Annotated in this window: 26 protein-coding genes and 1 pseudogene; 23 read left to right on the top strand and 4 right to left on the bottom strand. The window is 30.8% G+C overall.

Going from position 1 to position 26,052, the window contains the following annotated elements:
* Positions 1–21 precede the first annotated feature (21 nt).
* From KPL51_RS14510 to KPL51_RS14495, 4 genes are all read left to right on the top strand, one after another.
* Positions 22–735, top strand: a complete 714-nt coding sequence (locus KPL51_RS14510; protein ID WP_216163005.1) for a M48 family metallopeptidase — start codon at positions 22–24, stop codon at positions 733–735.
* An 86-nt stretch (positions 736–821) separates the two neighbouring features.
* Positions 822–1,562, top strand: a complete 741-nt coding sequence (locus tag KPL51_RS14505) for a hypothetical protein (protein ID WP_216163004.1) — start codon at positions 822–824, stop codon at positions 1,560–1,562.
* Between the two features lie 479 nt (positions 1,563–2,041).
* Complete coding sequence (locus KPL51_RS14500; RefSeq protein ID WP_216163003.1) at positions 2,042–2,194, top strand: site-specific integrase; 153 nt, start codon at positions 2,042–2,044, stop codon at positions 2,192–2,194.
* Positions 2,195–2,270: 76 nt separating this feature from the next.
* Positions 2,271–2,807, top strand: a complete 537-nt coding sequence (locus KPL51_RS14495; RefSeq protein ID WP_216163002.1) for a tyrosine-type recombinase/integrase — start codon at positions 2,271–2,273, stop codon at positions 2,805–2,807.
* 157 nt (positions 2,808–2,964) lie between these two features.
* On the opposite strand, the gene KPL51_RS14490 is transcribed toward KPL51_RS14495, so the two are convergent.
* Entirely contained in the window at positions 2,965–3,912 is a 948-nt protein-coding gene (locus KPL51_RS14490; protein WP_216163001.1) for a hypothetical protein, read from the bottom strand.
* Positions 3,881–4,123: a hypothetical protein gene (locus KPL51_RS14485; protein ID WP_216163000.1), complete on the bottom strand. Its 243-nt coding sequence runs from the start codon at positions 4,121–4,123 to the stop codon at positions 3,881–3,883. The genes KPL51_RS14490 and KPL51_RS14485 overlap by 32 nt, the downstream gene beginning before the upstream one ends.
* 312 nt (positions 4,124–4,435) lie before the next feature.
* Here KPL51_RS14485 and KPL51_RS14480 point away from each other — a divergent pair, with 312 nt between their 5' ends.
* From KPL51_RS14480 to recJ, 3 genes and pseudogenes are all read left to right on the top strand, one after another.
* The gene (locus tag KPL51_RS14480; RefSeq protein ID WP_216162999.1) at positions 4,436–4,672 is read left to right on the top strand and encodes a helix-turn-helix domain-containing protein; all 237 of its coding nucleotides are present in this window, start codon (positions 4,436–4,438) and stop codon (positions 4,670–4,672) included.
* Between the two features lie 294 nt (positions 4,673–4,966).
* Positions 4,967–5,269, top strand: coding sequence for a hypothetical protein (locus tag KPL51_RS14475; RefSeq protein ID WP_216162998.1), 303 nt, complete (start codon positions 4,967–4,969; stop codon positions 5,267–5,269).
* Between the two features lie 283 nt (positions 5,270–5,552).
* A pseudogene (gene recJ / locus KPL51_RS14470) lies at positions 5,553–7,061 on the top strand (single-stranded-DNA-specific exonuclease RecJ); the annotation flags it as partial.
* Between the two features lie 396 nt (positions 7,062–7,457).
* Here the strand turns inward: recJ and KPL51_RS14465 are convergent.
* Positions 7,458–7,640 carry an alpha/beta-type small acid-soluble spore protein gene (locus tag KPL51_RS14465; RefSeq protein WP_216162997.1) on the bottom strand — a complete coding sequence of 61 codons (183 nt, stop codon included), beginning with the start codon at positions 7,638–7,640 and terminating at the stop codon, positions 7,458–7,460.
* A gap of 254 nt (positions 7,641–7,894) precedes the next feature.
* Positions 7,895–8,080 carry an alpha/beta-type small acid-soluble spore protein gene (locus KPL51_RS14460; protein ID WP_216162996.1) on the bottom strand — a complete coding sequence of 62 codons (186 nt, stop codon included), beginning with the start codon at positions 8,078–8,080 and terminating at the stop codon, positions 7,895–7,897.
* 247 nt (positions 8,081–8,327) lie between these two features.
* Here KPL51_RS14460 and murG point away from each other — a divergent pair, with 247 nt between their 5' ends.
* The 16 genes from murG to KPL51_RS14380 all read left to right on the top strand — a co-directional run bounded on the left by murG (position 8,328) and on the right by KPL51_RS14380 (position 26,041).
* Positions 8,328–9,401: an undecaprenyldiphospho-muramoylpentapeptide beta-N-acetylglucosaminyltransferase gene (gene murG, locus KPL51_RS14455; protein WP_512699087.1), complete on the top strand. Its 1,074-nt coding sequence runs from the start codon at positions 8,328–8,330 to the stop codon at positions 9,399–9,401.
* A gap of 180 nt (positions 9,402–9,581) precedes the next feature.
* A complete protein-coding gene (locus tag KPL51_RS14450) occupies positions 9,582–10,976 on the top strand; it encodes an MBL fold metallo-hydrolase RNA specificity domain-containing protein (RefSeq protein ID WP_216162994.1) in 1,395 nt (464 codons plus the stop codon).
* Positions 10,977–11,134: 158 nt separating this feature from the next.
* Positions 11,135–11,560, top strand: coding sequence for a flavodoxin (locus tag KPL51_RS14445; RefSeq protein ID WP_216162991.1), 426 nt, complete (start codon positions 11,135–11,137; stop codon positions 11,558–11,560).
* Between the two features lie 174 nt (positions 11,561–11,734).
* A complete protein-coding gene (nifJ, locus tag KPL51_RS14440; RefSeq protein ID WP_216162989.1) occupies positions 11,735–15,253 on the top strand; it encodes a pyruvate:ferredoxin (flavodoxin) oxidoreductase in 3,519 nt (1,172 codons plus the stop codon).
* A 248-nt stretch (positions 15,254–15,501) separates the two neighbouring features.
* Positions 15,502–15,900, top strand: coding sequence for a DUF1292 domain-containing protein (locus tag KPL51_RS14435; RefSeq protein WP_216162987.1), 399 nt, complete (start codon positions 15,502–15,504; stop codon positions 15,898–15,900).
* A gap of 198 nt (positions 15,901–16,098) precedes the next feature.
* Positions 16,099–16,743, top strand: a complete 645-nt coding sequence (locus tag KPL51_RS14430; protein ID WP_216162985.1) for an HAD-IB family hydrolase — start codon at positions 16,099–16,101, stop codon at positions 16,741–16,743.
* A gap of 27 nt (positions 16,744–16,770) precedes the next feature.
* Positions 16,771–17,652 (top strand): aminotransferase class IV, encoded by an 882-nt coding sequence (locus tag KPL51_RS14425; protein ID WP_216162983.1) that lies wholly within the window; start codon positions 16,771–16,773, stop codon positions 17,650–17,652.
* A gap of 90 nt (positions 17,653–17,742) precedes the next feature.
* Positions 17,743–19,773 (top strand): flagellar assembly protein A, encoded by a 2,031-nt coding sequence (locus KPL51_RS14420; RefSeq protein WP_216162981.1) that lies wholly within the window; start codon positions 17,743–17,745, stop codon positions 19,771–19,773.
* 11 nt (positions 19,774–19,784) lie between these two features.
* On the top strand, positions 19,785–20,234 hold the full coding sequence (locus KPL51_RS14415) for a chemotaxis protein CheW (protein ID WP_216162979.1): 450 nt from the start codon (positions 19,785–19,787) through the stop codon (positions 20,232–20,234).
* A gap of 14 nt (positions 20,235–20,248) precedes the next feature.
* Complete coding sequence (locus tag KPL51_RS14410) at positions 20,249–20,737, top strand: chemotaxis protein CheD (RefSeq protein WP_216162977.1); 489 nt, start codon at positions 20,249–20,251, stop codon at positions 20,735–20,737.
* Between the two features lie 76 nt (positions 20,738–20,813).
* Positions 20,814–21,797 (top strand): protein-glutamate methylesterase/protein-glutamine glutaminase, encoded by a 984-nt coding sequence (locus tag KPL51_RS14405; protein ID WP_216163072.1) that lies wholly within the window; start codon positions 20,814–20,816, stop codon positions 21,795–21,797.
* A 9-nt stretch (positions 21,798–21,806) separates the two neighbouring features.
* Positions 21,807–22,571 carry a CheR family methyltransferase gene (locus tag KPL51_RS14400; RefSeq protein WP_216162975.1) on the top strand — a complete coding sequence of 255 codons (765 nt, stop codon included), beginning with the start codon at positions 21,807–21,809 and terminating at the stop codon, positions 22,569–22,571.
* A gap of 32 nt (positions 22,572–22,603) precedes the next feature.
* Positions 22,604–24,640, top strand: coding sequence for a chemotaxis protein CheA (locus KPL51_RS14395; RefSeq protein ID WP_216162973.1), 2,037 nt, complete (start codon positions 22,604–22,606; stop codon positions 24,638–24,640).
* 12 nt (positions 24,641–24,652) lie between these two features.
* On the top strand, positions 24,653–25,252 hold the full coding sequence (locus KPL51_RS14390; RefSeq protein ID WP_216162971.1) for a chemotaxis protein CheC: 600 nt from the start codon (positions 24,653–24,655) through the stop codon (positions 25,250–25,252).
* Between the two features lie 15 nt (positions 25,253–25,267).
* The gene (locus KPL51_RS14385) at positions 25,268–25,627 is read left to right on the top strand and encodes a response regulator (RefSeq protein WP_216162969.1); all 360 of its coding nucleotides are present in this window, start codon (positions 25,268–25,270) and stop codon (positions 25,625–25,627) included.
* A 12-nt stretch (positions 25,628–25,639) separates the two neighbouring features.
* Positions 25,640–26,041 carry a chemotaxis protein CheW gene (locus KPL51_RS14380; protein WP_216162967.1) on the top strand — a complete coding sequence of 134 codons (402 nt, stop codon included), beginning with the start codon at positions 25,640–25,642 and terminating at the stop codon, positions 26,039–26,041.
* The last annotated feature ends 11 nt before the right edge of the window (positions 26,042–26,052 follow it).

Below are 26,052 nucleotides of genomic sequence, written 5' to 3'. Positions count from 1 at the left end.
AGCTAATAAATGAGGTATTGTATGAAGCTTTCCTTTAAATATGGAACAACAAATATAGCATTTAATGTAGAATATAAAAATAGAAAGACAATGGAAATTGCAGTTGAAGCACCCAATATAATTACAGTTATTGCTCCAATGGGAACATCAGAGGAGAAAATAGTTAAAAAGGTGAAAAGTAAAGCAAATTGGATTATACAGAAGATTTATTCTTATAAACATATGCACTATGAACCTATTAATCGAGAGTTTGTTAATGGGGAATCCTTTATGTATCTGGGAAGGAACTACTCTTTGCAAATAGAATTAAATTTAACTATCAAGAATCCAGATGTAAAACTTTATCGGGGTAAATTTATTGTTACAGCACCTAATAAGGATGAAGAAGATATTAGGAACGCCATGGAGCAGTGGTACAGAAATAAGGCTAAGCAAGTTATATCAGATAGGATTAAGTATTATCAGAAGTTCTTTAATATTGTTCCTACTGTTGTAAAGGTTAAAGAGCAAAAGAAGAGATGGGGGAGCTGTACATCTAAAAACCAACTATTATTTAATTGGAGATGTATTATGGCAAAGGCTAATGCAATGGACTACATAATAGTGCATGAGATGTGCCACATGTACCACAAAAATCATTCAAAGGAGTTTTGGGAACTTGTAGCTTCTGTACTTCCTGACTATGAGATAAGAAAAGAGTGGTTGAAAAATTATGGCGTTAGGATGGATTTATAAGTTTGAGATAAAAAATATTTCAAGCTATTATAGTGATAACATTATAGTTTAAATAGTAGAATTTAATTATGGAAGGATGAAGTAATTTGAATAATTGTTTTGTAATACAACCTTTTGATAAGGGAAAATTTGATAGTAGATATGAAGATACTTTTGAACCTGCAATAAACGCATGTAAATTAAAAGCTTATAGAATTGATAAAGACCCAAGTGTTAATATTTTGATAGAAGATATAGAGGCGAATATTAAAAATTCAACAATTTGCTTTGCAGAGATTACTACTGATAACCCTAATGTATGGTATGAATTAGGATATGCTATAGCTTGTAATAAAGAAGTTGTCATGGTCTGTTCTGATGAACGCCAGAGTAACTTTCCTTTTGATGTTACTCATAGGAACATCATCCAATATAAAACAGGCTCAGCAAGAGATTATGAGCAGTTAAAGAATAATATTACAAATAGAATTAAAGCAATTATAAAAAAACAAAATGCCTTACAACAATTCTCACAATCTGTAATTAAGGAAACAGAAGGCTTGTCAAACCATGAAATTACAGCCCTTGTTTCCATAATGTCAAATCAACGTTCTGATAATGAATGTGTATGGGGAAATACGTTACAACAGGATATGAGTAAAAATGGATATAATGAACTTGCAGTAAGTATTGCAATAAGAAAGCTTAAATCTAAAGAATATATTGAAATAGGTTCAGAACAAGATATTAATGGTAATGCTGAGGCATATTTCAGAATAACAGAAAATGGACAAGAATGGATTATTAATAATGAAAATAAACTCCAATTAAAAATAGAGAATGATTAAGGTACATAGTAAAATTATTTTTGGATTATATTTTTAAAAGAATGTAATATTTGTTATATGTATAAAATAAAATAAAGCGGTATTACAGAATAGATTAAGTATGGGAAATTTGATAAAAGAAAATTCCTCATACTTTTATTTTTTTTAAATCAATATTTATATAGTTTTGAACTCGTAAAATCAGTTTTTTTTGGCACAGGTAAAAATATATTTTTAATTTTTTTCCGTTATATCATCATATATTTATTACATATTTTAAAACTCTCAATAAACCTTTCCCTAATTCAAACATCTTATCATGCAAAAATCATGTATTTCTAATTGTAATAAGCTACATATTCATTATTCATAATAAATCTATTGACAAATACGATACATAATACACTTTTCATTGACAATATGACATGATTTGACATTTTTAGAGCTTATATGGTATCATTATAGCGATATAATAATTTTATATACAGGAAGTGATTATAATGAAAAATAAAAAAGGCATTGAAATTGCACCTGCTGAAATCTCAACTATTTTTGAAAAAATAGTAAGTGAAGACAAATCCTATGGGTTATTAGTTAAGGTCATGTTTGAAAGTGGTTTAAGATGTAACGAAGCATTGTCTCTTTTACAATAGAAGCTGAGATATAAATGACTATGATATTGATAAGCTCATTAAATTAGAATCATAATTTAGAAAAGGAGATGAAATTGTGAGTAGATACAATAAGGAGAATATTACCAAGATAATAGAAACTGCTAAAACAATTCCAGATAACATACTTACCATACTGTCAGTTTTAAGAGATAGTGATATAAGGCTTAATGAGGCATTATCTTTAGATAAGGGCTGTATGAAAGATAGTGAAGAAACCTATTATTTATACTATCAAAGCCGTAAGGACTTAAAATTGAATGGTTTAAAAACAAATAGTAAAGATATTGTAGTTAATATAAGTAGGGAAACCTTTGAACTATTAACTAAACAAAAAAATGAAACTGATAAGATGTACCCGCTAAACAAATATTTATTTGGTACGGATGATAATAAAAACTACAGCAATATTAAATTTATGATTGACATCAAGAAATTACTTAAATCAAATAATATGGAGGATATTCAAATTAGTAATATGAGAAATCATTTGGTTAATAGTGGTAGTTGTCAATCTGAGTGTACCCACGAAATACCAGAGGATTGTATTCTATGTAAAAATTATATAATTGATACTGATAAGTTACCGATTTAAAAAATATCAATAATTATATCTTAACTGCTGTGGTAAATTACCATAGCAGTTTTCAACGTTACAATGGACATGAGTGTGTAATAAATACAATAATTGAGGCAAAGATGTCATCTCTGAATAAAATAGGGTATTATAAATATAGCCATACTTAAAGATTTTAGAGGTGAATTATTTTATACATTTTTGTAGCATATTCTATATAACCTTTAGCTATATTTATAGCTGTATCTATTGTTATATCATTGTTTTCCAACATTGATATTTCAGTGAATATCTTAGGACTGTTAGGGGTTATACTGATTGAGTTCCCTATTTCCTCAGACATATCTGCCATATAATCCTTAAATATACTAAATACATTAAGTCTTTGTGCAAAATCTAATTCAACCCTTATTTTATCAATTTCACAGTAGATATTAAGCATAATATCTGATGTTCCAGTACCTATTTTTATTATATTCTTTGCCAAATTCTTGTACCTATGTACTGCTAAGTGCCAATATAGTTCCTCTCTTAACCCTTTCAGAACAGCCTTAGAAATAGTATTCCCACATTTTTCATTATTAAGAGTAAATGCAAACATATTATGTGAATTTACTGCTCTTGAAGTAATTTTAATAGATTTATTAACAATGGGATTATTATATATAAATCTATTTTTTTTGCTAAATCCGATATTTATATGGTTTTGCAATGCCCATATAAGTTCCATTGGGATATATACAAAATATATCTGTACATTATAAGAAGCTATTAATTCTTCTATATTCTTTATATCTTCATTCAAAAAATTTGGCGACATTAATACTATATGTGCAAATTTATCCTTACCGATAAATTCTAAAATTTCAATTAATTGATTTCTGTGCGTCACAAAATCTTTTACGCAACTATCTCTGATGGAAACTTCTACAAGTACCAGTGACCCGTTTCCTGCCTCACCAATTAAATCAACTCTAATCTTATTTTTATTAAGTCTAACTTCCGAATGAATGTTATTAATACTACTCTCAATAATTTTCTTGAATACCTCCTTATCATTTTTAAAAATTTCAACTATATAACCCTCTTTATCACAATACTTTTTTAACCCTTGGATTTTCATATTCCATTCTCAGCTCCTTCATAGTTTTTTTACTCACTTTTAATTCAATTAGTGCGTCATAAATCTTATTGAAATTTTGTTTGCCGAAATTACGTTGGTCATTTCTATATCTGCTTATTGTAGTAGTATGAATACTTGTAACTTTACTGAGTAAAACATTGCTTATCCTGTTTTTATTCATTATTATGTCAAAAACTTCATTTGCTATCATTATTTTAGCCTCCCTTTCAGAAAAATAATAAATGTTCGATTATCGCACTTTTATTGTATGCTATTTGTTGAAATATATACATCCATATATAGACAACTGTGATATATTATATTAACGACAATATGTTATAATAAATTTAAGAGAAATTAAAAGTTGATATGGGGGGGTGGTTCTCCTATTTGAGTGAGAAACAGGAGGAGAATAATAATATTTAATTAGGCCATAAATATGAAATGCTATAATCCTTTTAATCATTAAAAAAAAATATAAGGTGTGCGATTATCGAACACGTTGATATTAGAGGGTGATTAAATGGGAAAAGACATTAGTAATATATTAGGACCCACAATTAAATCTTACAGAGAAAGATTAGGAATTTCGCAAGGGTGTCTTGCAGAACGTTTAAATAGTGAAGGTGTAAATATAGATAGGACTATGATAGTAAAAATTGAAAGTCAGACGAGAAGAGTTTCTGATTATGAATTATTAGCAATTACTAAAATTTTAAAAATAAAGCATAAGAACATATTTAAGGACATATCCAAGTAGAAATATAATTTATGATTAGATTCTTAGTTTTGACCACAGTTAACTAAACAACATATTGTCTAATTATCTAAAAAGGTTAGACTTGTTAATTAAAACACTGTAAAATTTATAAACGAATTTTATGGTGTTTTAGTATTATATATAGGATAAAGGGCTATAAAAAAATATAGATGTAATGGATAACTACTCATAATTTATTTTAATGAAAGCTTCGACTTCATAAAACCAATATTTTTATTAAAGTTGTTTGAACTTAATATAATTAATATAGGAATAAATTATGGAGGCGAAAAATTGAGATTAAATGAAATTGAAAATTTATCAGATGAAATAGTGAGGTCTAATTTGAAACAAACATTATTAGAAGAATATGATTTACAAGTTCTATGTACTAACTTTATTAGACTTATAAGCTTGAAGAATGAGTTTTTATTATGTAATATGAAAAACTATAGTACAGATGATATTGAGACAGTAAGATTCAAATTAGTAGAATGTATTATGAATACTAAAATTTTAATTAAAGAATTGAAGGGAATAAATACCTTAGATGAAATAGACGAACTTAAAAAGCTATTTTTGATGGAGGTTGATTAATTTAAGTTATACCATATTGAGTAATACCTTAATAACGAAATGTGAATATTTCATAATAATATTTTAAAATAAGAACTTATTATCAATGATAAATTGTCTAATTTTATTTATGAAAATAACATTTAGAACACAATTATTAATAAATCAAAAATAACTTAATAGCTAAATACTAAATTTTTATTGTCTAAATTTAATATTATCATTATAACAGGGGAAAAGCTTGTAAAATCAACTGGTTTACTATCCTGTACAATAATGCAAGTAACTATTCTATGATGCAGATGGTGTTACTAGTACTGTTATAATGTATAAAGCATTAAAACAGTGTGGTTCAGAGGTAGAATATTATGTGCCAGACAGGGAACATGAAGGCTATGGCATAAATAGTGATAGGATAAGAAAACTGAATGAGCAAGGCTTTCAAGTGGTTTTAACTTGTGATAATGGAATAGCAGCAACGCAGCAGGTTAAATTGGCAAAAGAATTAGGAATGACTGTTATAGTAACAGACCACCATGAACTACCCTTTGATGAGGATAGTAGTGGCCTTCGAACTTTCAAGATTCCACCGGCGGATGCAGTTATTAACCCAAAACAAGTAGAATGTAATTATCCTTTTAAACAATTGTGTGGTGCAGGCATTGCACTTAAATTTGTACATGCACTCTATATAAAACTTGGAATTAATGTGGAGGCTTTAAAGGAATTTATAGAAATAGCAGGCATAGGAACAATTTGTGATGTGGTAGATTTGGTAGATGAGAATAGAATAATTGCTAAAAATGCCTTGGGGATGTTGACAAATACAAAAAATCTTGGACTAAAAGCACTAAAGGAAATTTTAGCTATTAATGATAAAGAGATAAAATCCTATCATGTGGGATTCCAAATAGGACCTTGCATAAATGCTACTGGAAGACTAGAGTCCGCAGCTATTTCAGTGGAATTACTTATATGTGAAGATGAAACTCGTGCAGCCCAGCTAGCTAAAATATTATTTGATCTTAATAAGAAAAGACAAGACATGACAACGGAAAATGTGGAAGAGGTAATAGAGCTTATTCAGCATTCTACTTATTTGAATGATAAAGTATTAGTAATTTATAAAGATACTATTCATGAAAGTATAGCGGGGATTGTAGCAGGCCGTGTTAGAGAAACTTTTAATGTGCCAACAATAATATTAACTAAAGGTAAAGAAAACCCCAAAGGCTCGGCAAGATCTATTGAGGAATACAATTTGTTTGAGGAATTAATAAAATGTGAAGAGTTACTTTTAAAATTTGGAGGACATCCAATGGCTGCAGGTCTTTCTATAAAAGAAGAAAATATAGAGAAATTAAGACTGAAATTAAATAAACTTTGTAAGTTAACGGATGAAGATATTATTCCTAAAGTAAGAATAGACCAGAGAATGCCACTTAATAAATTGAATTATGAACTAATCAATGAATTAGAGATGTTGGAGCCCTTTGGTAAAGGTAATTCATCGCCATTATTGGCTGAAAAAAATATTTCTGTTCTAAAAATAGATGTATTAGGAAAAAAAGCTAATACAATAAAAATAAGATTTTTGATGCCAGGCTCAAATAAAACAATAGATGGAATATTTTTTAATAGAGTAGATGAATTCATGGAAATGTTAAAGGATGCTTACGGCGAAAACTATATGAGCTACCTTCAAAGCCCAAGAGGAATGAAACTAGACTTAATTTTTTCTCCTCAAATTAATGAGTACAATGGGAGGCAATCTATTCAATTAAAAATTATAGAATTTAAACTCTGTAAATAAAAAAGTATATATTACGCGTATTGCAATACGATTAATGCATTCACTTCGCTAAGAACTACTAATTTTATTTTTAATTAATCTGCTAAAAAATATAAACTCGCTTTCGCTCAAACATATATTTTTCTTGATGCATATCAATCAAAAATAAAATAAGAAGTTCTAAAGCTCGCTACAATGCATTATACGTAATATATACTTTTTTTTGCGTATAAAAACATTCGTTAGAAAAATGAAAATTTCTAAGTGTTATTTTAATTCTCATCTATAGAAAACTTATCCACATTGTTTTCCGCAATCTGTTTTCTACATAATAAAAATATATATCTTAAACTTTATTAAATCAGTAAGGGTACATAGATTTGATCTCTATGTACCCTCATTATATTTTAATTAATATTATAAATTCTGTTCGTATTGTTGTACCATTTTTTTAACCATTTCCCCACCAACAGATCCACACTCTCTTGAAGTAAGATTACCGTTATAATCTGTAAAGTTAACACCTAGTTCTTTTGCAGTTTCCATCTTAAATGAGTTTAAACCAGCCTTAGCTTGAGGTACTAATTTTCTGTTTGACATTTGTTAATCACTCCTTTTGTGTTTTATTTTTGTTATGATAGTATCTTGTGCAGAAATATTAAATATATAATAGAATCTTAGTGGAAAATAAGTCAAGTAGAACATTTCAATATAATAATAGGAACAAAGAGATAAATTTAGACTAAATGTATACAATGTCCTATCATATAAAAAGTTAAGAGGTATATGGCTAGCATATACCTCTTAACTAATCTTAAATCTTAAAACCTAAATCTTAAATCTTAAATTTTAAATTATAGGTTTTTTTCGTATTGTTCAACCATTTTTTTAACCATCTGTCCGCCTACAGAACCGTTTTGTCTAGAAGTAAGATCTCCATTGTAACCATTCTTTAAACTAACTCCAACTTCTTGAGCAGCTTCCATTTTAAATTTATTAAGTCCCTCTCTAGCTTGTGGTACCAATGTTCTGTTTGCCATAATTAAAAACCTCCTTTTAAATTTGTGATTATTTTATAATAGTAGTTTATCCCCAAATTACGTTTTTATATTAGTGAGTTGAAGGATAGTTTTGAAAATTATATACTGTTTAGTAAATTATGGACATTACAATTTTTAATAAATAGTAGAACTTTTTATTAAAATTGGTATATAATAATGTAGAATAAACTGAGTAAAGCATGGGTTTTATGATTAGTAAATCATGTTTTTTAAAAGGAGTGTTAAAGTGGAAAAGCACAAAATAATAATGACTGGTGGCGGTTCAGCAGGACACGTAACACCAAATCTTGCACTTGTACCTAAACTTAAAACCTTAGGATATGAAATACAATATATTGGAACGGAAGCAGGTATTGAAAGAAAAATAATAGAGGGCGAAAATATAAAATATTATCCTATTTCAAGTGGTAAACTTAGAAGATATTTCGATATGAAAAATTTTACTGACCCACTGAAAGTAATAAAAGGAATTTTTCAGGCAAAAAAAATAATGAAAATTGTAAAACCTGATATAGTTTTTTCAAAGGGTGGATTTGTTTCTGTGCCTGTAGTACTGGCGGCTTACTTTAGTAAGATTCCAGTAATAGCACATGAGTGTGACATTACTCCGGGACTTGCTAATAAACTTGCAGCTCCTTATTGTACAAAAGTATGTGTAACTTTCCCAGAGGCCTTAAATGAAATAAAAAATGGAAAAGGTGTAGTAACTGGTAATCCTATACGTAAGGAATTATTTAAGGGAAGTAAATTAAAAGGCAAGGAAATATGTGGTTTTAAAAATGAAAAACCAATACTATTGGTTATTGGTGGTAGCTTAGGCTCTAAAGTTATAAATGAAGCCATAAGAACGAAACTTGAAAAACTGCTACTTCAATATAATATCATTCATATTTGTGGCAAAGATAACTTAGATAAATTACTCCAAAAGAAAAATGGTTATGCACAGTTTGAGTATGTAAAGGATGAATTACCTCACTTACTGGCTTGTGCAGATCTTGTTGTATCAAGGGCCGGAGCGAATGTAATATTTGAACTTTTGGCACTAAGAAAGCCGAATTTGTTAATTCCACTATCAGCCAGTGTTAGCAGAGGTGATCAAATTCTTAATGCTAGATCTTTTGAAAAAAGTGGATATAGTATGGTTATACAAGATGAGGAATTATCACCTGAATACTTAGAGATGAAAATTAACGAGTTGTATAGGGATTCATCCCAATATGTTAAGAAAATGAAAAGCAATAGCACTGAAAATAGTATTGATTTAATAGTAGATTTAATAGAAAAATATAGGAAAAGATGAAGAAAGTAAAATTTCTTCATCTTTTTTTCTTTCTAATAATATATTTTAGATAAAAAAGCCCAAAACGGTGTAAACTGTAATAATAAGAAAATATATTTGCACATTATAATAGAAATTAATTATGTGAAAAGAATGAATTATGAAAAAAGATGAATAATATACATTGAAGGAGTGAGAAAAATGGAACTTCAATTTTTAGGGGCGACGCAGTGTGTTACTGGGTCATGTCATTTGTTAAAGATAGGTGGCAAGACTATTTTATTGGATTGTGGATTATACCAAGGTAGTGATGGAGATGGAGGTAAAAACGAAAGATTTGAATTTAATCCAAAAGATTTAGATTTAGTAATACTATCACATGCTCACATAGATCATAGTGGCAGACTTCCACTCTTATATAAGAGTGGATTTAAAGGCGATATTTTATGCACAAAAGCTACAAAAGAGCTATGCCAGGTGATGCTTCCAGATAGTGGCCATATTCAAGAGATGGAAGTGCAGTGGAAAAACAAAAAGCTTAAAAGAAAAGGCCTATCGCCAATAGAGCCCTTATATTCTTCGGAAATTGCAGCGGAATGTTTAAAACTTTTTAAAAGTTATTCCTATAATGAAGAAATAAAACCCTTTGATGGTTTATCAATTGTTTTTAAGGATGCAGGTCATTTGCTTGGGTCAGCTATTACAGAACTTACAGTGGAAGAAGGAGGTTCAACGGTAAAACTTGTTTATAGTGGAGACCTAGGCAATGTGGAGATTCCACTTATAAATAATCCTACATTTATAAATAGTGCAGACTATGTAATTATAGAAACAACCTATGGGGATAAAGTACATAGCAATTTTAGAGATGTATTAAAGGAACTTGCCAATATAGTACGTGAAACTTTTGAGAGAGGAGGTAATGTACTCATTCCATCATTTGCCGTAGGTAGAACCCAAGAGGTTATATATGCACTGAATAATTACTTTGAAAAGGATATGCTTAAAAACCTTACAGTATATGTGGATAGCCCTCTTGCAGAGAAAGCAACAAGGATTTTTGAAAATAACAGAGAATTTTTTGATGATGAAGCAAAAGAGATGGAGAAACATGATAATAATATATTGGGTTTTGAGGGACTTGTGTTTACCCATTCAGCAGAGGATTCTATGAAATTAAATGATATTAATAAGGGGATGATAATAATATCAACGTCTGGAATGTGTGATGCTGGTAGAATAAAACATCACTTAAAGCATGGTTTATGGAAAAAGGAAAATTCTGTAGTATTTGTAGGATATCAAGCTGAGGGGACCTTAGGTAGACAGATATTAGATGGAAATAAGATGGTTAAAATTTTTGGAGAAGATATTGCGGTTAGCGCATCAATATATAATTTGCAAGGTCTTTCTGGCCATGCAGATAGACAGGGATTAATTAATTGGATAGACCATATGAAAACGAAACCTAAAGAGATTTTTCTTGTACATGGGGATATGGATGCTCAAAAGAGTTTTAAGGAATTATTAGATTCAAAAGAGTACACATCCGTGATAGTAAAAAGTGGAGAAATGTTTAAAATAAGAGAAAATTAGCGAAACTTAGTTATATTATACTTTTTTAAGGAGTTATTAAAGTATAATGCAATATTTATGCATTATTCATAACAAAGAACTTGAATATTTTTCATTTTGATGTATACTTAAAGGGTAAGAATAACTATCTATTAATATGAAAGTATGGGGTGATAGTAATGAAAAAATTAACAATAATTTATTGGAGCAATAATGGAAATGTTGAAGTTCTAGCGAGTCACATAGCTAAAGGTGCAAAAGACGCAGGAGCAGAAGTACTAGTTAAACTAGTTAGTGAAGCTTCCGTAGAAGATGTAACAGGAGCAGATGCAGTTGCTTTCGGAAGTCCATCAATGGACAACAACAGAATAGAACAAAAAGAAATGCAACCTTTTATTGATAAGTTCAAACTAATTCCACTTAATAATAAAGTTACCGCTTTATTTGGATCTTATGGTTGGGATGATGGAGCATTTATGAATAAATGGGAAATTCAAATGAAGGATTATGAGTTTAATGTTATACAAAAATTAACCGTTAATGAAGCGCCAACTAATGAGCAATTAGCTCAAGCAGAACAAATGGGAAAAAATTTAGTCAAATAACATTTAATTATAATAATCTGTAATGCTAAGTAGTAAAAAATAGTTTACAAATTACATAGCATATTTTTGAATATAAGCAGTTTTTATAGTCAAACTAAACAGAGAAACTTAAGAAAAAATGCTTTATGAAGCTTTTAAATGCTTTTTATAATATTTATGAAAGAAGGTTTATTAATGAGGAAAATGAAAACAATGGATGGTAATACAGCAGCAGCACACGTTGCGTATGCTTTTACAGACGTGGCAGCAATTTATCCAATAACACCATCTTCAACAATGCCAGAATATTGTGATGAACTAGCAGCAAAAGGAACAAAAAATGTATTTGGTCAAAAAGTTAAAATTACTGAAATGCAATCAGAAGCAGGAGCTGCAGGAGCAGTTCATGGTTCACTTCAAACAGGAGCATTAACTACAACATTTACATCTTCTCAAGGTTTGTTATTAATGATTCCAAATATGTATAAAATTGCTGGAGAACTTTTACCAGGAGTAATTCATGTAGCAGCTAGATCACTTGCTACTCATGCACTTAATATTTTTGGAGATCATCAAGATGTAATGGCAACTAGAGCAACAGGATTTGCATTACTTGCATCAGGCAGTGTTCAAGAAGTAATGGATCTTTCACCAGTTGCGCATTTAACAGCTATTGAAGGAAAAATTCCTTTTGTAAACTTCTTTGATGGATTTAGAACTTCTCATGAAATACAAAAAATTGAAACTTGGGATTATGATACTCTAGGAAGTCTTGTAAATCAGGAAGCACTAGAATCATTTAGAAGCCATGCAATGAACCCAGAGCATCCTGTAACTCGTGGAACAGCTCAAAATCCAGATATATATTTCCAAGGAAGAGAAGCTTCAAACTCATACTATGATGCTCTTCCAGCTAAAGTTGAAACATATATGGGAAAAATTAATTCATTAATCGGTACTGACTACCATTTATTTAATTATTATGGTGCACCAGATGCTGATAGAATAATAATAGCAATGGGATCAGTTTGTGACACTATTGAAGAAACTATAGATTATTTAAATGGAAAAGGAGAAAAGGTTGGAGTACTTAAAGTTCATCTTTACAGACCTTTCTCACTAGACCATTTCTTCAAATTTATACCTTCTACAGTTAAAAAAATATCAGTACTCGATAGAACTAAAGAACCAGGATCAATTGGAGAACCATTATTCCAAGATGTTAGAAATGCTTATTTTGAAAAAGAAAACAGACCAGTTATAATTGGTGGAAGATATGGACTAGGATCAAAAGATACTACTCCAGCTCAAATTGTTTCTGTATTTGAAAACTTAAAAGCAGCTTCTCCTAAAAAAGGATTTACTTTAGGAATAGTTGATGATGTTACTAATAAATCACTTGTGACTGGACCTGAAATAACAACAACTCCTGAAGGAACTAAAGAATGTAAATTCTGGGGACTAGGATCAGATGGTACTGTTGGAGCTAACAAGAGTGCAATAAAAATCATAGGAAACCATACAAATATGTATGCTCAAGCTTACTTTGCATATGATTCTAAAAAATCAGGTGGAATAACAGTTTCTCACTTAAGATTTGGTAAGAAAGCTATAAAATCACCTTATTTAATTAATGCAGCAAACTATGTTGCTTGTGGTAATCAATCTTATGTATATAAATATGATGTTTTAAAAGGAATTAAGGACAATGGAACATTCCTATTAAACTGCATATGGAGTATGGAAGATTTAGAAAAAAACTTACCAGCATCAATGAAGCAATATATTGCTAAGCACAATATCAACTTCAACACTATCGATGCAGTTGGAATAGCTCAATCAATAGGTCTTGGCGGAAGAACAAACATGATAATGCAATCTGCTTTCTTTAAACTTGCAGACATTATCCCTGTAGAAGATGCAGTTAAGTACCTTAAAGAAGCAGTTATTACATCATACGGTAAAAAAGGTGAAAAAGTTATTAACATGAACAATGCTGCAATAGATAGAGGAATTGAATCAGTTGTTCATATTAATGTACCAGAAAGCTGGAAACAAGCTAAAGATGAAAATGAAACTTCAAAAGAAGCTAGACCAGATTTCATTAAAAATATAGCTGATGTAATGAACAGACAAGAGGGAGACTCTTTACCTGTAAGTGCATTTGTTGGAATAGAAGATGGATCACTAGTACCTGGAACAGCTGCTTTCGAAAAAAGAGGTATTGCTGTTAATGTACCAGAATGGCAAGTAGATAAATGTATACAATGTAATCAATGTGCATATGTCTGTCCACATGCTGTAATTAGACCATTCTTAGCAACAGACGCAGAACTTAAGAATGCTCCAGAAAGTTATATAAGTAAAAAAGCTGCTGGTGGAAAGAACTTTGAAGGTCTTAATTTCACTATTGGTATAAGTTTAGAGGATTGTACTGGTTGTGGTAACTGTGCAGAAGTATGTCCAGCAAAAGAAAAAGCACTAATTATGAAACCATATGCAACACAAGAATCAAAAATAAAGAATTGGAAATTCGAACAATCATTGTCTAAAAAAGAAAATCCAATGGGAACTGCAACTGTAAAAGGAAGCCAATTTGAAAAACCATTAATGGAATTCAGTGGAGCTTGCGCAGGATGTGGAGAAACACCATATGCTAGACTTATAACTCAATTATTTGGAGACAGAATGTTAATAGCTAATGCTACAGGATGTTCTTCAATATGGGGAGGAAGTTCACCAGCATCACCATATACAGTTAATGAATGTGGTCATGGTCCAGCTTGGGCTAACTCATTATTTGAAGATAATGCTGAATTTGGACTTGGAATGTTCCTTGGAACTAGCCAATTAAGAGATAGGGTAGAATTATCAGCTACTGAGGCCTTAACTTTAAACACAAGCGATGCATTAAAAGCAGCTCTTAGTGAATGGATTGAAAATAAGCAAGATGCAGAGGGTTCAAAAGCTGCAACAGCTAAGATATTACCATTATTAACAGCTGAAAAAGATAATAATAAAGCATTAAAAGATATATTTAGTAAAAAAGATCAATTAGTTAAAAAGTCTCAATGGATATTTGGTGGAGACGGTTGGGCTTATGATATAGGATTTGGTGGAGTTGACCATGTACTTGCATCTGGCGAAGATGTAAATATTTTCGTAATGGATACGGAAGTATATTCTAATACTGGTGGTCAATCTTCAAAATCTACTCCAACTGCAGCTATAGCTAAATTTGCTGCAACAGGAAAGAAAACTAAGAAAAAAGATTTAGGTATGATGGCAATGAGTTATGGTTATGTTTATGTTGCTCAAATAGCAATGGGTGCTGATAAAAATCAAACACTAAAAGCTATAAAAGAAGCAGAAGCTTATAAAGGACCATCACTTATAATTGCTTATGCACCATGTATCAATCATGGTATAAGAGTTGGAATGGGATGTACACAATTAGAAACTAAGAGAGCCGTTGAATCAGGATATTGGGGTATGTTTAGATTTAATCCAGAATTAAAAGAAGCAGGAAAGAATCCATTTATACTAGACTCTAAAGAACCAACTACTTCATTTAGAGATTACTTAATGGGCGAAGTAAGATATTCTTCATTAGCTAAAATGTATCCAGAAACAGCTGAAGAATTATTCGTTAAAACAGAAAAAGATGCTATGAATAGATTAGCTGGTTACAAAAAACTTGCTGAAGATAAATAGTATTTAAACAATATTTAAAGTTTTAAAATTAAAAGAAGATGAATTAAATTTCATCTTCTTTTAATTTTTTTCAATAATAAATAAAAAAATATAAAATAGTATATACTATGTATAAGTAGTAAATACCAAGTTTTATAGGGAAATAAAATACTTAACAATAAATTAACAAGAAAATATAAAAAAAACCTTTTAATATTTCACGATTAAGGTTAGAATTAGAACATACTGAATGTAGGAGGTAATACATTATGAATGAAGATAAAAAAACTTCTTGCGGATGCGAGGAAAATGATGGTTGCGGATGTGGTTCAAACGAACATAACCATGAAAACGAAGGTTGCGGTTGCGGAGGTCATGATCATGAACATGAGAGTGATGGCTGTGGATGCGGCTGTGGAGAAGGCGAAGGAGAAGCACTAACTGTAGATTTAGAAGATGAAAATGGTAATGTAGTTCCATGTGAAATAGTAGATGGATTTACTTTTAAAGATAATGAATATGCATTAGTTCAAAATCCAGAAGACGATTCAATATATCTTTTCAAAGTAGTTGGAGATGACGAAACTGGTGAATTAATTATCCCAGAGGATGAAGAATTCGCAGAAGTAACTGCATATTATGAAGAAATGATTAAAACAGAGAAATAATTTTACCAAAAGAGTCGTTGCTTATGCAGCGGCTTTTTTTAAATTTTAAATAGTGGAATGTAAATTAACCTTATGGTAACAATAATAATAGTAATTTTCTTGTGATAAGAGTACCATGGAAGTAACACATTCGTAGTTACTCAGACTTTTCTATGATCAATGAACTCAACTACATTATATGAAGAGGGAGGATAACCAATGAAGGAGAAATTAGCTATATTTGATGTTGATTACACACTAACAAAAAGAGAGACATTAGTAGAATTCTATTTTTTTATGATGAGAAAGAATCCTAAATTATTAAAATATCTACCTAAAAGTATATACTCATCTATTTTTTACCTGTTGAAGCTCCATGATGCTCCTACAGTAAAGAAAACCTTTATACGATTTATTGATGGTTTAGAGGAAAATGATATGAAAAAAATTGTGAAAGAATTTTATGAAAAACGTTTAAGCAAAATATTATACAAAGACGCAATTGTAATGATAAAAAAAATGAAGGCAGAGGGCTATAAAATCTATTTGATTTCAGCTTCTGCTGAATTCTATTTAAACGAGCTGTACAAAATACAAGAAGTGGATAAGGTAATAGGAACTCGCTTTGTTCTGGAAAATGGATTACATAGAAATCAAATTATGGGTGAAAATTGTAAAGGTGAAGAAAAAGTAAAAAGACTAATGGAAGTTTTAAAAAAAGAAAAAATTGAAGTGGATTTCGAAGAATCTTATATGTTTTCTGATTCACTGTCAGATTTGCCACTTTTTAATTTAGTGGGACACCCTTACTTAATAAATTTCAGGAAAACACATGATAAGATTGAAATCTTAAAATGGAAATAAACAAAAAACTTCAAGGAGGAAATAGATATGGACAAATGCATGAATGAATACTTTTTATTTGGGGACGAATTTAAGAGAAGCGAAGAGTTTGGGAATTATGACATGAGTGTAGGTAAATCACTTTATGAAGTTATAAGGGTAAGTGAGGGCCTACCAATTTTTCTCATGGAACACTTAAATAGATTAGAAAATTCTGCTGATATAATGAAATATACTATGAGAGTTACAAGGGACCAAATTATAAATGGAATTATTATGCTAATAGATAAGAATAAAATTTGTAACGGAAATGTAAAATTAGTTGTAAATTATGACCCTAATAAGGGAAGTGGTGAAAATAATAGTTTATTAAATGAAAGATTTTTAATTTATTTCATACCCCATTCATACCCTACTGAGCAGCAATACAATGAGGGCGTAAAAACTATTACGTATCATGGAGAACGTATTAATCCAAATGCTAAGGTCATAAATAGCGATTTTAGAGAAAAAGTAAATCAGCAAATTGCAAATAGTGGAGTTTACGAGGCAATTTTAGTGGACGATAACGGCTTTATTACTGAGGGTAGTAAATCAAATATTTTTATGGTTATAGGTTCCACAGTTGTAACCTCAAAAGTTGAAAATGTTTTGCCTGGCATTACAAGGCAGTTTATTATAAAATCTTGCCAAAATTTAAATATAGACTTCCAGGAAAGAAATATTTATGAAAAAGATATTGAATCCTTAACGGGACTTTTTATTTCAGGAACCTCACCAGAGGTGCTACCAATACAGTGTGTAGATTCATTTTTCTTCAATTCCTCAAAAAATTCAATAATAAATTCCATAATGGTTGAATATCAAAGAGAATTAGACAATAATAAACAGAAATTTGTAAAGTTTCTTAAAAATAGAACGATAAATTAGTAAAACATTATAAATAAAAGTAAAAGAAATAAAAAGTAAAAAAATACAGGAATTATGGTATAATTTCTCTATATGAAAGAGGTGGTATAATTGGTAACTAAAGCATGTGGTGAAAAATTTAAAGGGGTTAATGTTGATGAATGTTTACAAAGCGCAAGTTTTAGTTTGGGGGTACCCATAGAAAAGTTTAAATATTCAATACTTGAGGAGAAAAATGGATTTTTTAAGAAACATGCTGTAATTTCTGTTGATACTATAGAAGGTGACCTTGAGGAAGACAATAATAAGCAAGATGGTCTTGCACAAGATTATGCTAAAGTGAATGAGTTAAAAGAAGATGTTCTTAAAAAAGACACTCAAAGGGAAGAGATAAATGGAACTATAGAAATTCAGAAGGGTAGAATTATTATAAAAAATCCTAAAGAGGGTGGAAAGCCAGCGGTAATTTCTACTAATAGTGATATCACAGTAATTATAGATGGCGAAAATGTTCGTGGGGGCGCCGCCTTATATGAGGAAAGTAATATTGAAACTGTTTTTAAAGAAGTTGTGGCTAAGAGGCAAATGAATTTAAGTACAAGTTCAGACAAGATGGAGGCTTATATTAGTATATCGTATAGTCCGAGTACTATTTATAAACTAAAAGATGTTGAGCCCAAAAACTCACTTAAACTAGAAATAGATGTAAAAGAAGAAATTATGCCACCCAAATTTACTGAATCAGAAATTAAAGATGAACTAAGAAATCAGAATATTAAATATGGTGTTTTGAAGATGACTCTTATAAAATGTGTAAAAGCTGAGAAAATTGACACATTGCTTATTGCATCTGGAAAGAAAACTATAGAGGCAATAGATGATAGTTTGGACATCAAATACAAGGATGCACAGGGTAAGCTGGATAAAGTATACGACAATGCAGAAATGATTGACTACAAGGCGATAGGTAGTGTAAAAGGTGTAGAAAAAGGACAAGTTCTAGCTGTATTAACTCCAGGTAAAATAGGTGAGGATGGAATAGACATTACGGGTAAGATTATAAGAGTTAAAACTTCGAAAAAAATAGTATTAGGTGCAGGAGAAGGCTGCACTATGATGGATGAATTTACTGTAGTGGCTACAGCCGAAGGTAGACCATCAAATAGGGGCAATACTTTTTTCGTTTATAAGATTTATGAGATAAATGGAGATGTGGAATTAAAAACAGGAAACATTAAATTTGTAGGGGATATAGTTATAAGTGGAAGTGTAAGAGAAGGTATGAAAGTAGAATCAGGCAATTGTATTTTAATTAAAAACAATGTTGCAGAAGCAGAAATTACTGCGAGTGGTGATGTTGTGATAAAAGGTAATGTAATTCATTCAAATGTTGCAGCTGGAAAAGAAGATGTATTAACATTAGAATATTTAAGTGACTTAAAAAATATGAAGAATGATCTCAGTAAATTAATATCTTCAATAACGCAATTAAAAGATATGAACCTTTTAGATAGAAATACTAGTGATGGTGAACTTGTTAAAATTTTATTAGAAACTAAATTTAAAAAAATCCCACTACATGCAATTAAGATACATGAGAGAATATTGAAAGAGGAGAATACAGAGGATGAATTACTATTTATAATTAAAAATAGAATACTAAATTTGGCCCCTCTTAATATTGGGCATTATGAGGAATTAAATGATGCAATAACAATTATTGACAATAAAATATCCTTGCTTGAGATGGATTTGACTCTTCCCGTGGATGTATTGCTAGATTACTGTCAAGACTCAATAATTAAGAGTTCTGGTAATATTATCTTTAGTGGTAAAGGACAATATGTGTCACAAATAGAGGCAAGTGACAGTGTGATTTTTCAAAAGGATAAAAGTGTAGCTAGAGGTGGAATTATAAAAGCAGGAAAAGAAATTAAATGCAAAATAGTTGGAGGACTTGGGGGAGTGGCAACAAGGCTTATTGTAGAAAGCCACCATGGCCACATATGGGCAGAAGTTGCTTATCCCAATACTAGATTTATTATAGGGGCTAAAGAATACATTTTAGATAATTCTAGTAAAAATATCCATGCATTTATAGATGAAAACAGAGATTTAATTGTAGATAAATTACAATTGTAGGGGGATGTAATATGAAGCAGCAAGAAATTAAAATTTTGATTTTTAGCATAAATAATGAGTACTATGCTACCAGTATTATGGAAGTTGAAAGAATACTGGAATACGAAGAAGCGACTAAAATCCCGGATTCTCCTAAATTTGTGGAAGGTGTTATAAATTACGAAGATAAGATTTTACCAGTTATAACACTATCAAAAAGATTTAATTTGCAGAAAACTGAAATTGGAGCGGAATCTAAGATAATAGTTGCGAAGCAAGACCATAGTAAAATAGGTATAATAGTTGATTTTGTTTCTGAAGTTAAGGATGTCAAGATAGATAGTATAGAAGATTCACCAGAAATCATTTCTGGAATATCCAGAAGATATATTAAAGGACTCATTAAGATTGATGGTAGAATAATAATATATTTGAATCTTGAAGGCATATTAACCGAAGAAGAAAAAAATGAAATATTATAAAATAGGGTGTAATTATGGAATATAGTGAAATAAAAGTTGGAATAGCAGATCTAAATGTAGCCTTTGCCCCTAATAGATTAATAACTGTAGGTCTTGGATCTTGTGTGGGTATAGCAATTTTTGATAAGGGTTTAGGAATTGGAGGATTGGCACACATAATGCTTCCAGATAGTCTTCAATTTAATAAAATAACCAACGAAATGAAATTTGCAGATTTAGCTATTCCTATACTCGTAGAAAATATGATAAAAAAGGGTGCAAAGCTTAAAAATATGAGAGCTAAAATAGCGGGAGGAGCATCCATGTTTAACTTCCCGGATAAAAGTATAGTTATGGACATTGGAAGCCGAAATGGTATTGCGGTAAAAAATGCACTGAAAATTTTATCTATTCCAATATTATCTGAAGATATTGGTGGTAATAAAGGCAGAACATTAATATTTGATACTACAAATGGATTACTATCTATTAGAACAGTAGGTATGGGAACGGTGGAAATTTAGTATAATTGCGTAGTTATTGGGGTGATATATATTGTTAAAGAAAATCAAAGTAATTGTAGTGGATGATTCAGCATTAATGAGGAAAATTGTTTCTGATATGATTAATGCTGAGGCAGAAATGGAAGTTATAGATACAGCAAGAAATGGTGAAGAACTGCTGGCAAAAATAAGGTATAAAATGCCTGATATAATAACTTTAGATATTGAAATGCCTAAAATGGATGGTATAGTAACCCTTAAACAAATGAAAAAGAACAATATAAATATACCAGTTATTATGCTCAGTAGTATTTCTAAGACTGGCACGGAATTAACTATGGAATGTCTTGAGCTAGGAGCTTTTGATTTTATAGCAAAACCTTCTGGAGCAATATCTCTGGACATTAATAAGGTTAAAGAAGAATTGGTGGAAAAAATAAAATTGGCTTTTATGCAAAGTGAGGGTAAAAATACAATAATGTATCAAAAAAACGTTAAAACACAAGTAGCACATAAGCTAGAGGCTGTAGTTATTGGAGCTTCCACAGGTGGGCCAAAAGCCTTATATAAGGTGATAACAGCGCTGCCTGATAACTTAGGAGTCCCAGTCCTTGTGGTGCAACATATGCCCACGGGATTTACAAAGGCCTTTGCCGATAGACTGAATCTGAACAGTAAATTAACGGTTGTTGAGGCTCAGGATGGAGACAAGGTTGAAAAAAATACAGTTTATATTGCTCCTGGTGGATTTCATATGGAGATAGGTCAAGACAAAAAAATACACCTAAATACAGAGCCAACAATTTGGGGAGTAAGGCCAGCAGTGGATAAACTATTTTTATCCGCCACAACAGTTTATGGAGCGAGGCTATTAAGTGTTATACTTACTGGAATGGGACACGATGGTGCCAGTGGCACAGTGGCTGTTAAAGATAATGGTGGGATTACTATAGCTGAGCACCAATCTACTTGCATAATATATGGTATGCCAAAAGCAGCTTTTGAAACAGGCAAAGTAGATGAAGTTATTCCCCTTGATAATGTTGCACAGGAAATTAATAGACTTATAATGGGGAGATGAGCATAACTAATGGATTTAATATATTTTCAGCAGTGGGTTTTAAAAGAATATAAAATAGATTTAGCAGCTTATAAATCCAATCAGTTACATAGACGAATTTTAAGTTTAATGTCAAGAGTTGGAGTGAAAACAGTTGAAGAGTACATTAAGCTACTTACGAGTGATCCCCTTCAAAAACAGAAATTTTTAGATTTTATAACAATTAATGTAACGGAATTTTTCAGAAACCCTGAAATATTCCAGGAACTTTCAAACAAAATCAAATCTGAACTGAACTATAACTCAGGGCTTAAAATTTGGAGTGCAGCTTGCTCTGTTGGGGCTGAACCTTATTCCTTAGCTATGATTGTGGACGACTTATCTTCAAGAACTAATCATAGAATTGTGGCTACAGATATAGACAGTACAATACTTCAAAAGGCGAAAAATGGTGAATATGTTTATTCGGAAATTAAAAATGTATCAAAACAATTTTTGGATAAATATTTCACGGTTAAAGATGATAAATATTGCATTAATTCAGGAATTAAGAAAATGGTGGAGTTTAAGAAACATGATCTTATTTTAGATAATTTTGAAAGCAATTTTGATTTAATAGTCTGTCGAAATGTGGTTATTTATTTCAATGCGGATATTAAGGATAAAATATACAAGAAATTTAGTGAGTCATTAAAAAAGGGTGGATTACTTTTTGTTGGGGCCACTGAAAGTATATATAATTATAAAGAGTATGGATTTGAAAAGGCATCTACATTTATCTATAAAAAAGTATAAGGGCAGGTATTATTTAAAGGGGAGGGGAAAAAATGGATACATCACAATATATGTCAATGTTCTTAGAAGAATCTATGGAAAACTTACAGACATTGAATGAAGCACTTCTTACATTAGAACAACAACCAGAAAATATGGATAAGCTTAACGAAATATTTAGGGTAGCTCATACAATAAAAGGTATGGCTGCAACTATGGGCTTTAGTCAAATGGCTGAATTAACACACAAAATGGAAGACGTTCTATCTAAATTTAGAGAGGGCAAACTTAAGGTAACAGAAAAAGTGGTAACTGTTTTATTTACATGTCTAGATACCTTAGAAAAGATGGTAAATAATATTTCAGAGGGCAATTCGCAGGAACTTCCCATTGAGCATATAATAGCGGACCTACATTCCATAGCAGAAGGACATGGCACCCTTGAAGACAAGGAAATAGAAACTGCGGTGACTACGGATAGTACTTATAATCACATTGAGCGAATTAATCTTAATGAATATGACATTGATGTTGTTAAGCAAGCCAAAGAAAAAATGTTCAATGTCTATGAAATAAAGATTCTACTAAGTGAAAATACTCTACTTAAGGCAGCGAGAGCATTTCTAATTTTTAAAAGCTTAGAGGATTACGGTGAAATAATAAAATCCATACCAGGAGCTGAGGACCTAGAGAATGAGAACTTTGAGTTTGAAATAAATTTAATTTATATTACTAATAAACTAAAAGAAGAAGTTAATGATATTTTGCTTAATATTTCTGAGGTAGAAAAAGTAATTGTATATGATGTAGAAGATAAGAAAGGCAAAGAGGATTTTTCTGATAACCCAGGAGATTTTAAAACAATTGAGCAGTCTCCAGAAGTTGCTAGTGAAGCAGTAAAAAATGTGGCCACCCCAGAGAATAAAAATGAGGATAAGAAAGAAGCTGTAGTTCATAAAAAAGCTCATCAATCTGTGAGAGTTGAACTTGATAGATTAGATAAATTTATGAATATGGTGTCTGAACTTGTAATCCATAGAACAAGACTAGAACAGATAAGCAGTGTTCATAAATTAACTGATTTAAATGAAACACTAGAACAAGTAGCAAGAGCTACCTCAGAGCTGCAAGATTTAGTTATGAAGATTAGAATGCTACCCCTCGAAGTAGTATTCAATAGATTTCCAAGGATGATAAGAGACTTGTCCAAAGACTTAAACAAAGAAATGGAACTAGTAATACAAGGACAGGAGACAGAGCTTGATAGGACAGTTATAGATGAAATAGGAGAACCATTACTACATTTACTTCGAAATGCTGCAGATCATGGTATAGAACCTGCTGCGGATCGAATTTCTAAAGGGAAAAATCCTATTGGTCGAATTAAACTTATAGCCTATGCTGAGGGCACTAAAGCCATAATAAAGGTGGAAGATGATGGTAAAGGGCTGGATGTTGATAAAATCAAAACAAAAGCTAATCAAGTTGGTATAAATACTGATGGTATGTCAGAAGCGGATATAAAGAACTTGATTTTTGCACAAGGCTTTAGCACTAATGAGAAAGTAACAGATATTTCTGGACGTGGAGTAGGCATGGATGTTGTTAAAACTAAAATTGCTGCTTTGGGTGGAACTGTAGATGCAATAAGCGAAATTGACAAAGGTACCTCATTTATTATAAGATTACCATTGACACTACAAATTATTCAAGCGCTACTAGTAAAAATTGGTGATGAAACTATGGCAATTTCTCTTGGATACATTGATAGAGTAATAGATTATAAGGACAACCTAATTAAGAAAACTAATAATAAAGAAGTTATTGTTTACAATGATAGTGTGATTCCTTTAGTAAGGATAAACAAGAAATTGCAAATAGAAACTAGTGACAGCAAAAAGAAATATATTGTTATTGTAAAAGTGGGAGAAAAAATAGTAGGACTTTTAGTAGATTCACTCCTGGGGCAGCAAGAAATAGTAATAAAACCTCTAGGAAAAACCTTGCAGGGATTAAAAGAATATATAGGAGCAACTATTTTAGGAGATGGATTAGTTACGTTGATACTAGATGTTGCTGCTTTAGTATAAGGAGGACATAATATGGATTATTCTGAGCTTAGTGCTATGCAGTTAGATGTGCTACAAGAAGTAGGTAATATTGGTGCAGGAAATGCAGCTACATCATTATCGGAGCTACTTAATGAAAAAGTAGATATGGCAGTGCCATCAGTAAATATTATTCCTTTTGATGATATTTTTTCTGAAATAGGAGTTGAAGAAGTAGTAATTGGTGTAATTGTAAGAGTCCTTGGAGATATCCCAGGAAATATATTGTTTACTTTTGAAAAGGAAGCTGCACTAAAAATAATATCCACGTTAATGGGCGAAAAGCAAGAACAGATAACGGAGATTGGAAGTTCAGCATTGTGTGAAATAGGAAATATTATTTCCAGTTCCTACATGAATGCCATATCAAAACTTACGAATCTTACACTTTTACCATCTGTGCCAGCAGTTGCACTCGATATGATGGGAGCAATACTATCAACTACTTTTATTGAGTCAGGTCAATTCGATGAGTATGTACTTGATTTAGAAACACAGTTTTTACAAGAAAATCAAAAGGTGAGTGGGCATTTTTATTATATACCGATGCCTGGATCATTAGAGAAAATACTAAATTCATTAGGTGTAAATTAATTGGAGGTAATATAAATGGCTAAAGTACTAATTGTTGATGACGCAGCATTTATGCGAATGATGATAAAAGATATATTGGAAAAAAATGGGTTTGAGGTTGTAGGGGAAGCAAGCAATGGAATAAAAGCTGTGGAACTATATAAAGTAGAAAAACCAGATGTTGTTACTATGGATATAACAATGCCTGATATGGATGGAATTGAAGCTGTAAAAGCAATTAAAGCTTTCGATCCTGCTGCAAAAATAATTATGTGTAGCGCTATGGGTCAACAGAGCATGGTTATGGATGCAATAAGAGCTGGCGCAAAAGATTTTATTGTTAAGCCATTTCAAGCAGATAGGGTACTTGAAGCAATAAAAAAAGTTGTAGGCTAGGAGGGGAATATTATGCAAGTAGTAGTATTTAAAGTTAATGAAGAACAATTTGCAGTGGAAACAGCTAAAGTTCAAAGCATTAATGATATGATGGAGATAACAAAGGTACCTAAGTCTCCAGATTACATAAAAGGTTTAATTAATCTAAGAGGTAATATAATTTCTCTATTAGATATAAATCTCCTTTTAGACATTGAAAAAGGTGAAGGCAGTCAAGAAAATATTATTATATTAAACCTAGGCGATGAATCTGTTGGTGTAACTGTAGACCAAGTTGATGAAGTATTAGAAATTGATGAAAAACAAATTGAAAAAATTGAAACTGATAGAAATAAAACCTATATTAAAGGGGTAATAAACTTTAATGATAGAATAATTACGTTAATTGATATTAGTAAACTTATCGAAAGATAAGAGCTTATCAA

The organism is Clostridium bowmanii (assembly GCF_018861315.1).
In the GTDB taxonomy this organism is placed as follows: domain Bacteria; phylum Bacillota; class Clostridia; order Clostridiales; family Clostridiaceae; genus Clostridium_AD; species Clostridium_AD bowmanii.
Note: the sequence above shows the minus strand (reverse complement) of the source record. Positions and strands in the feature narration are given on the sequence as shown.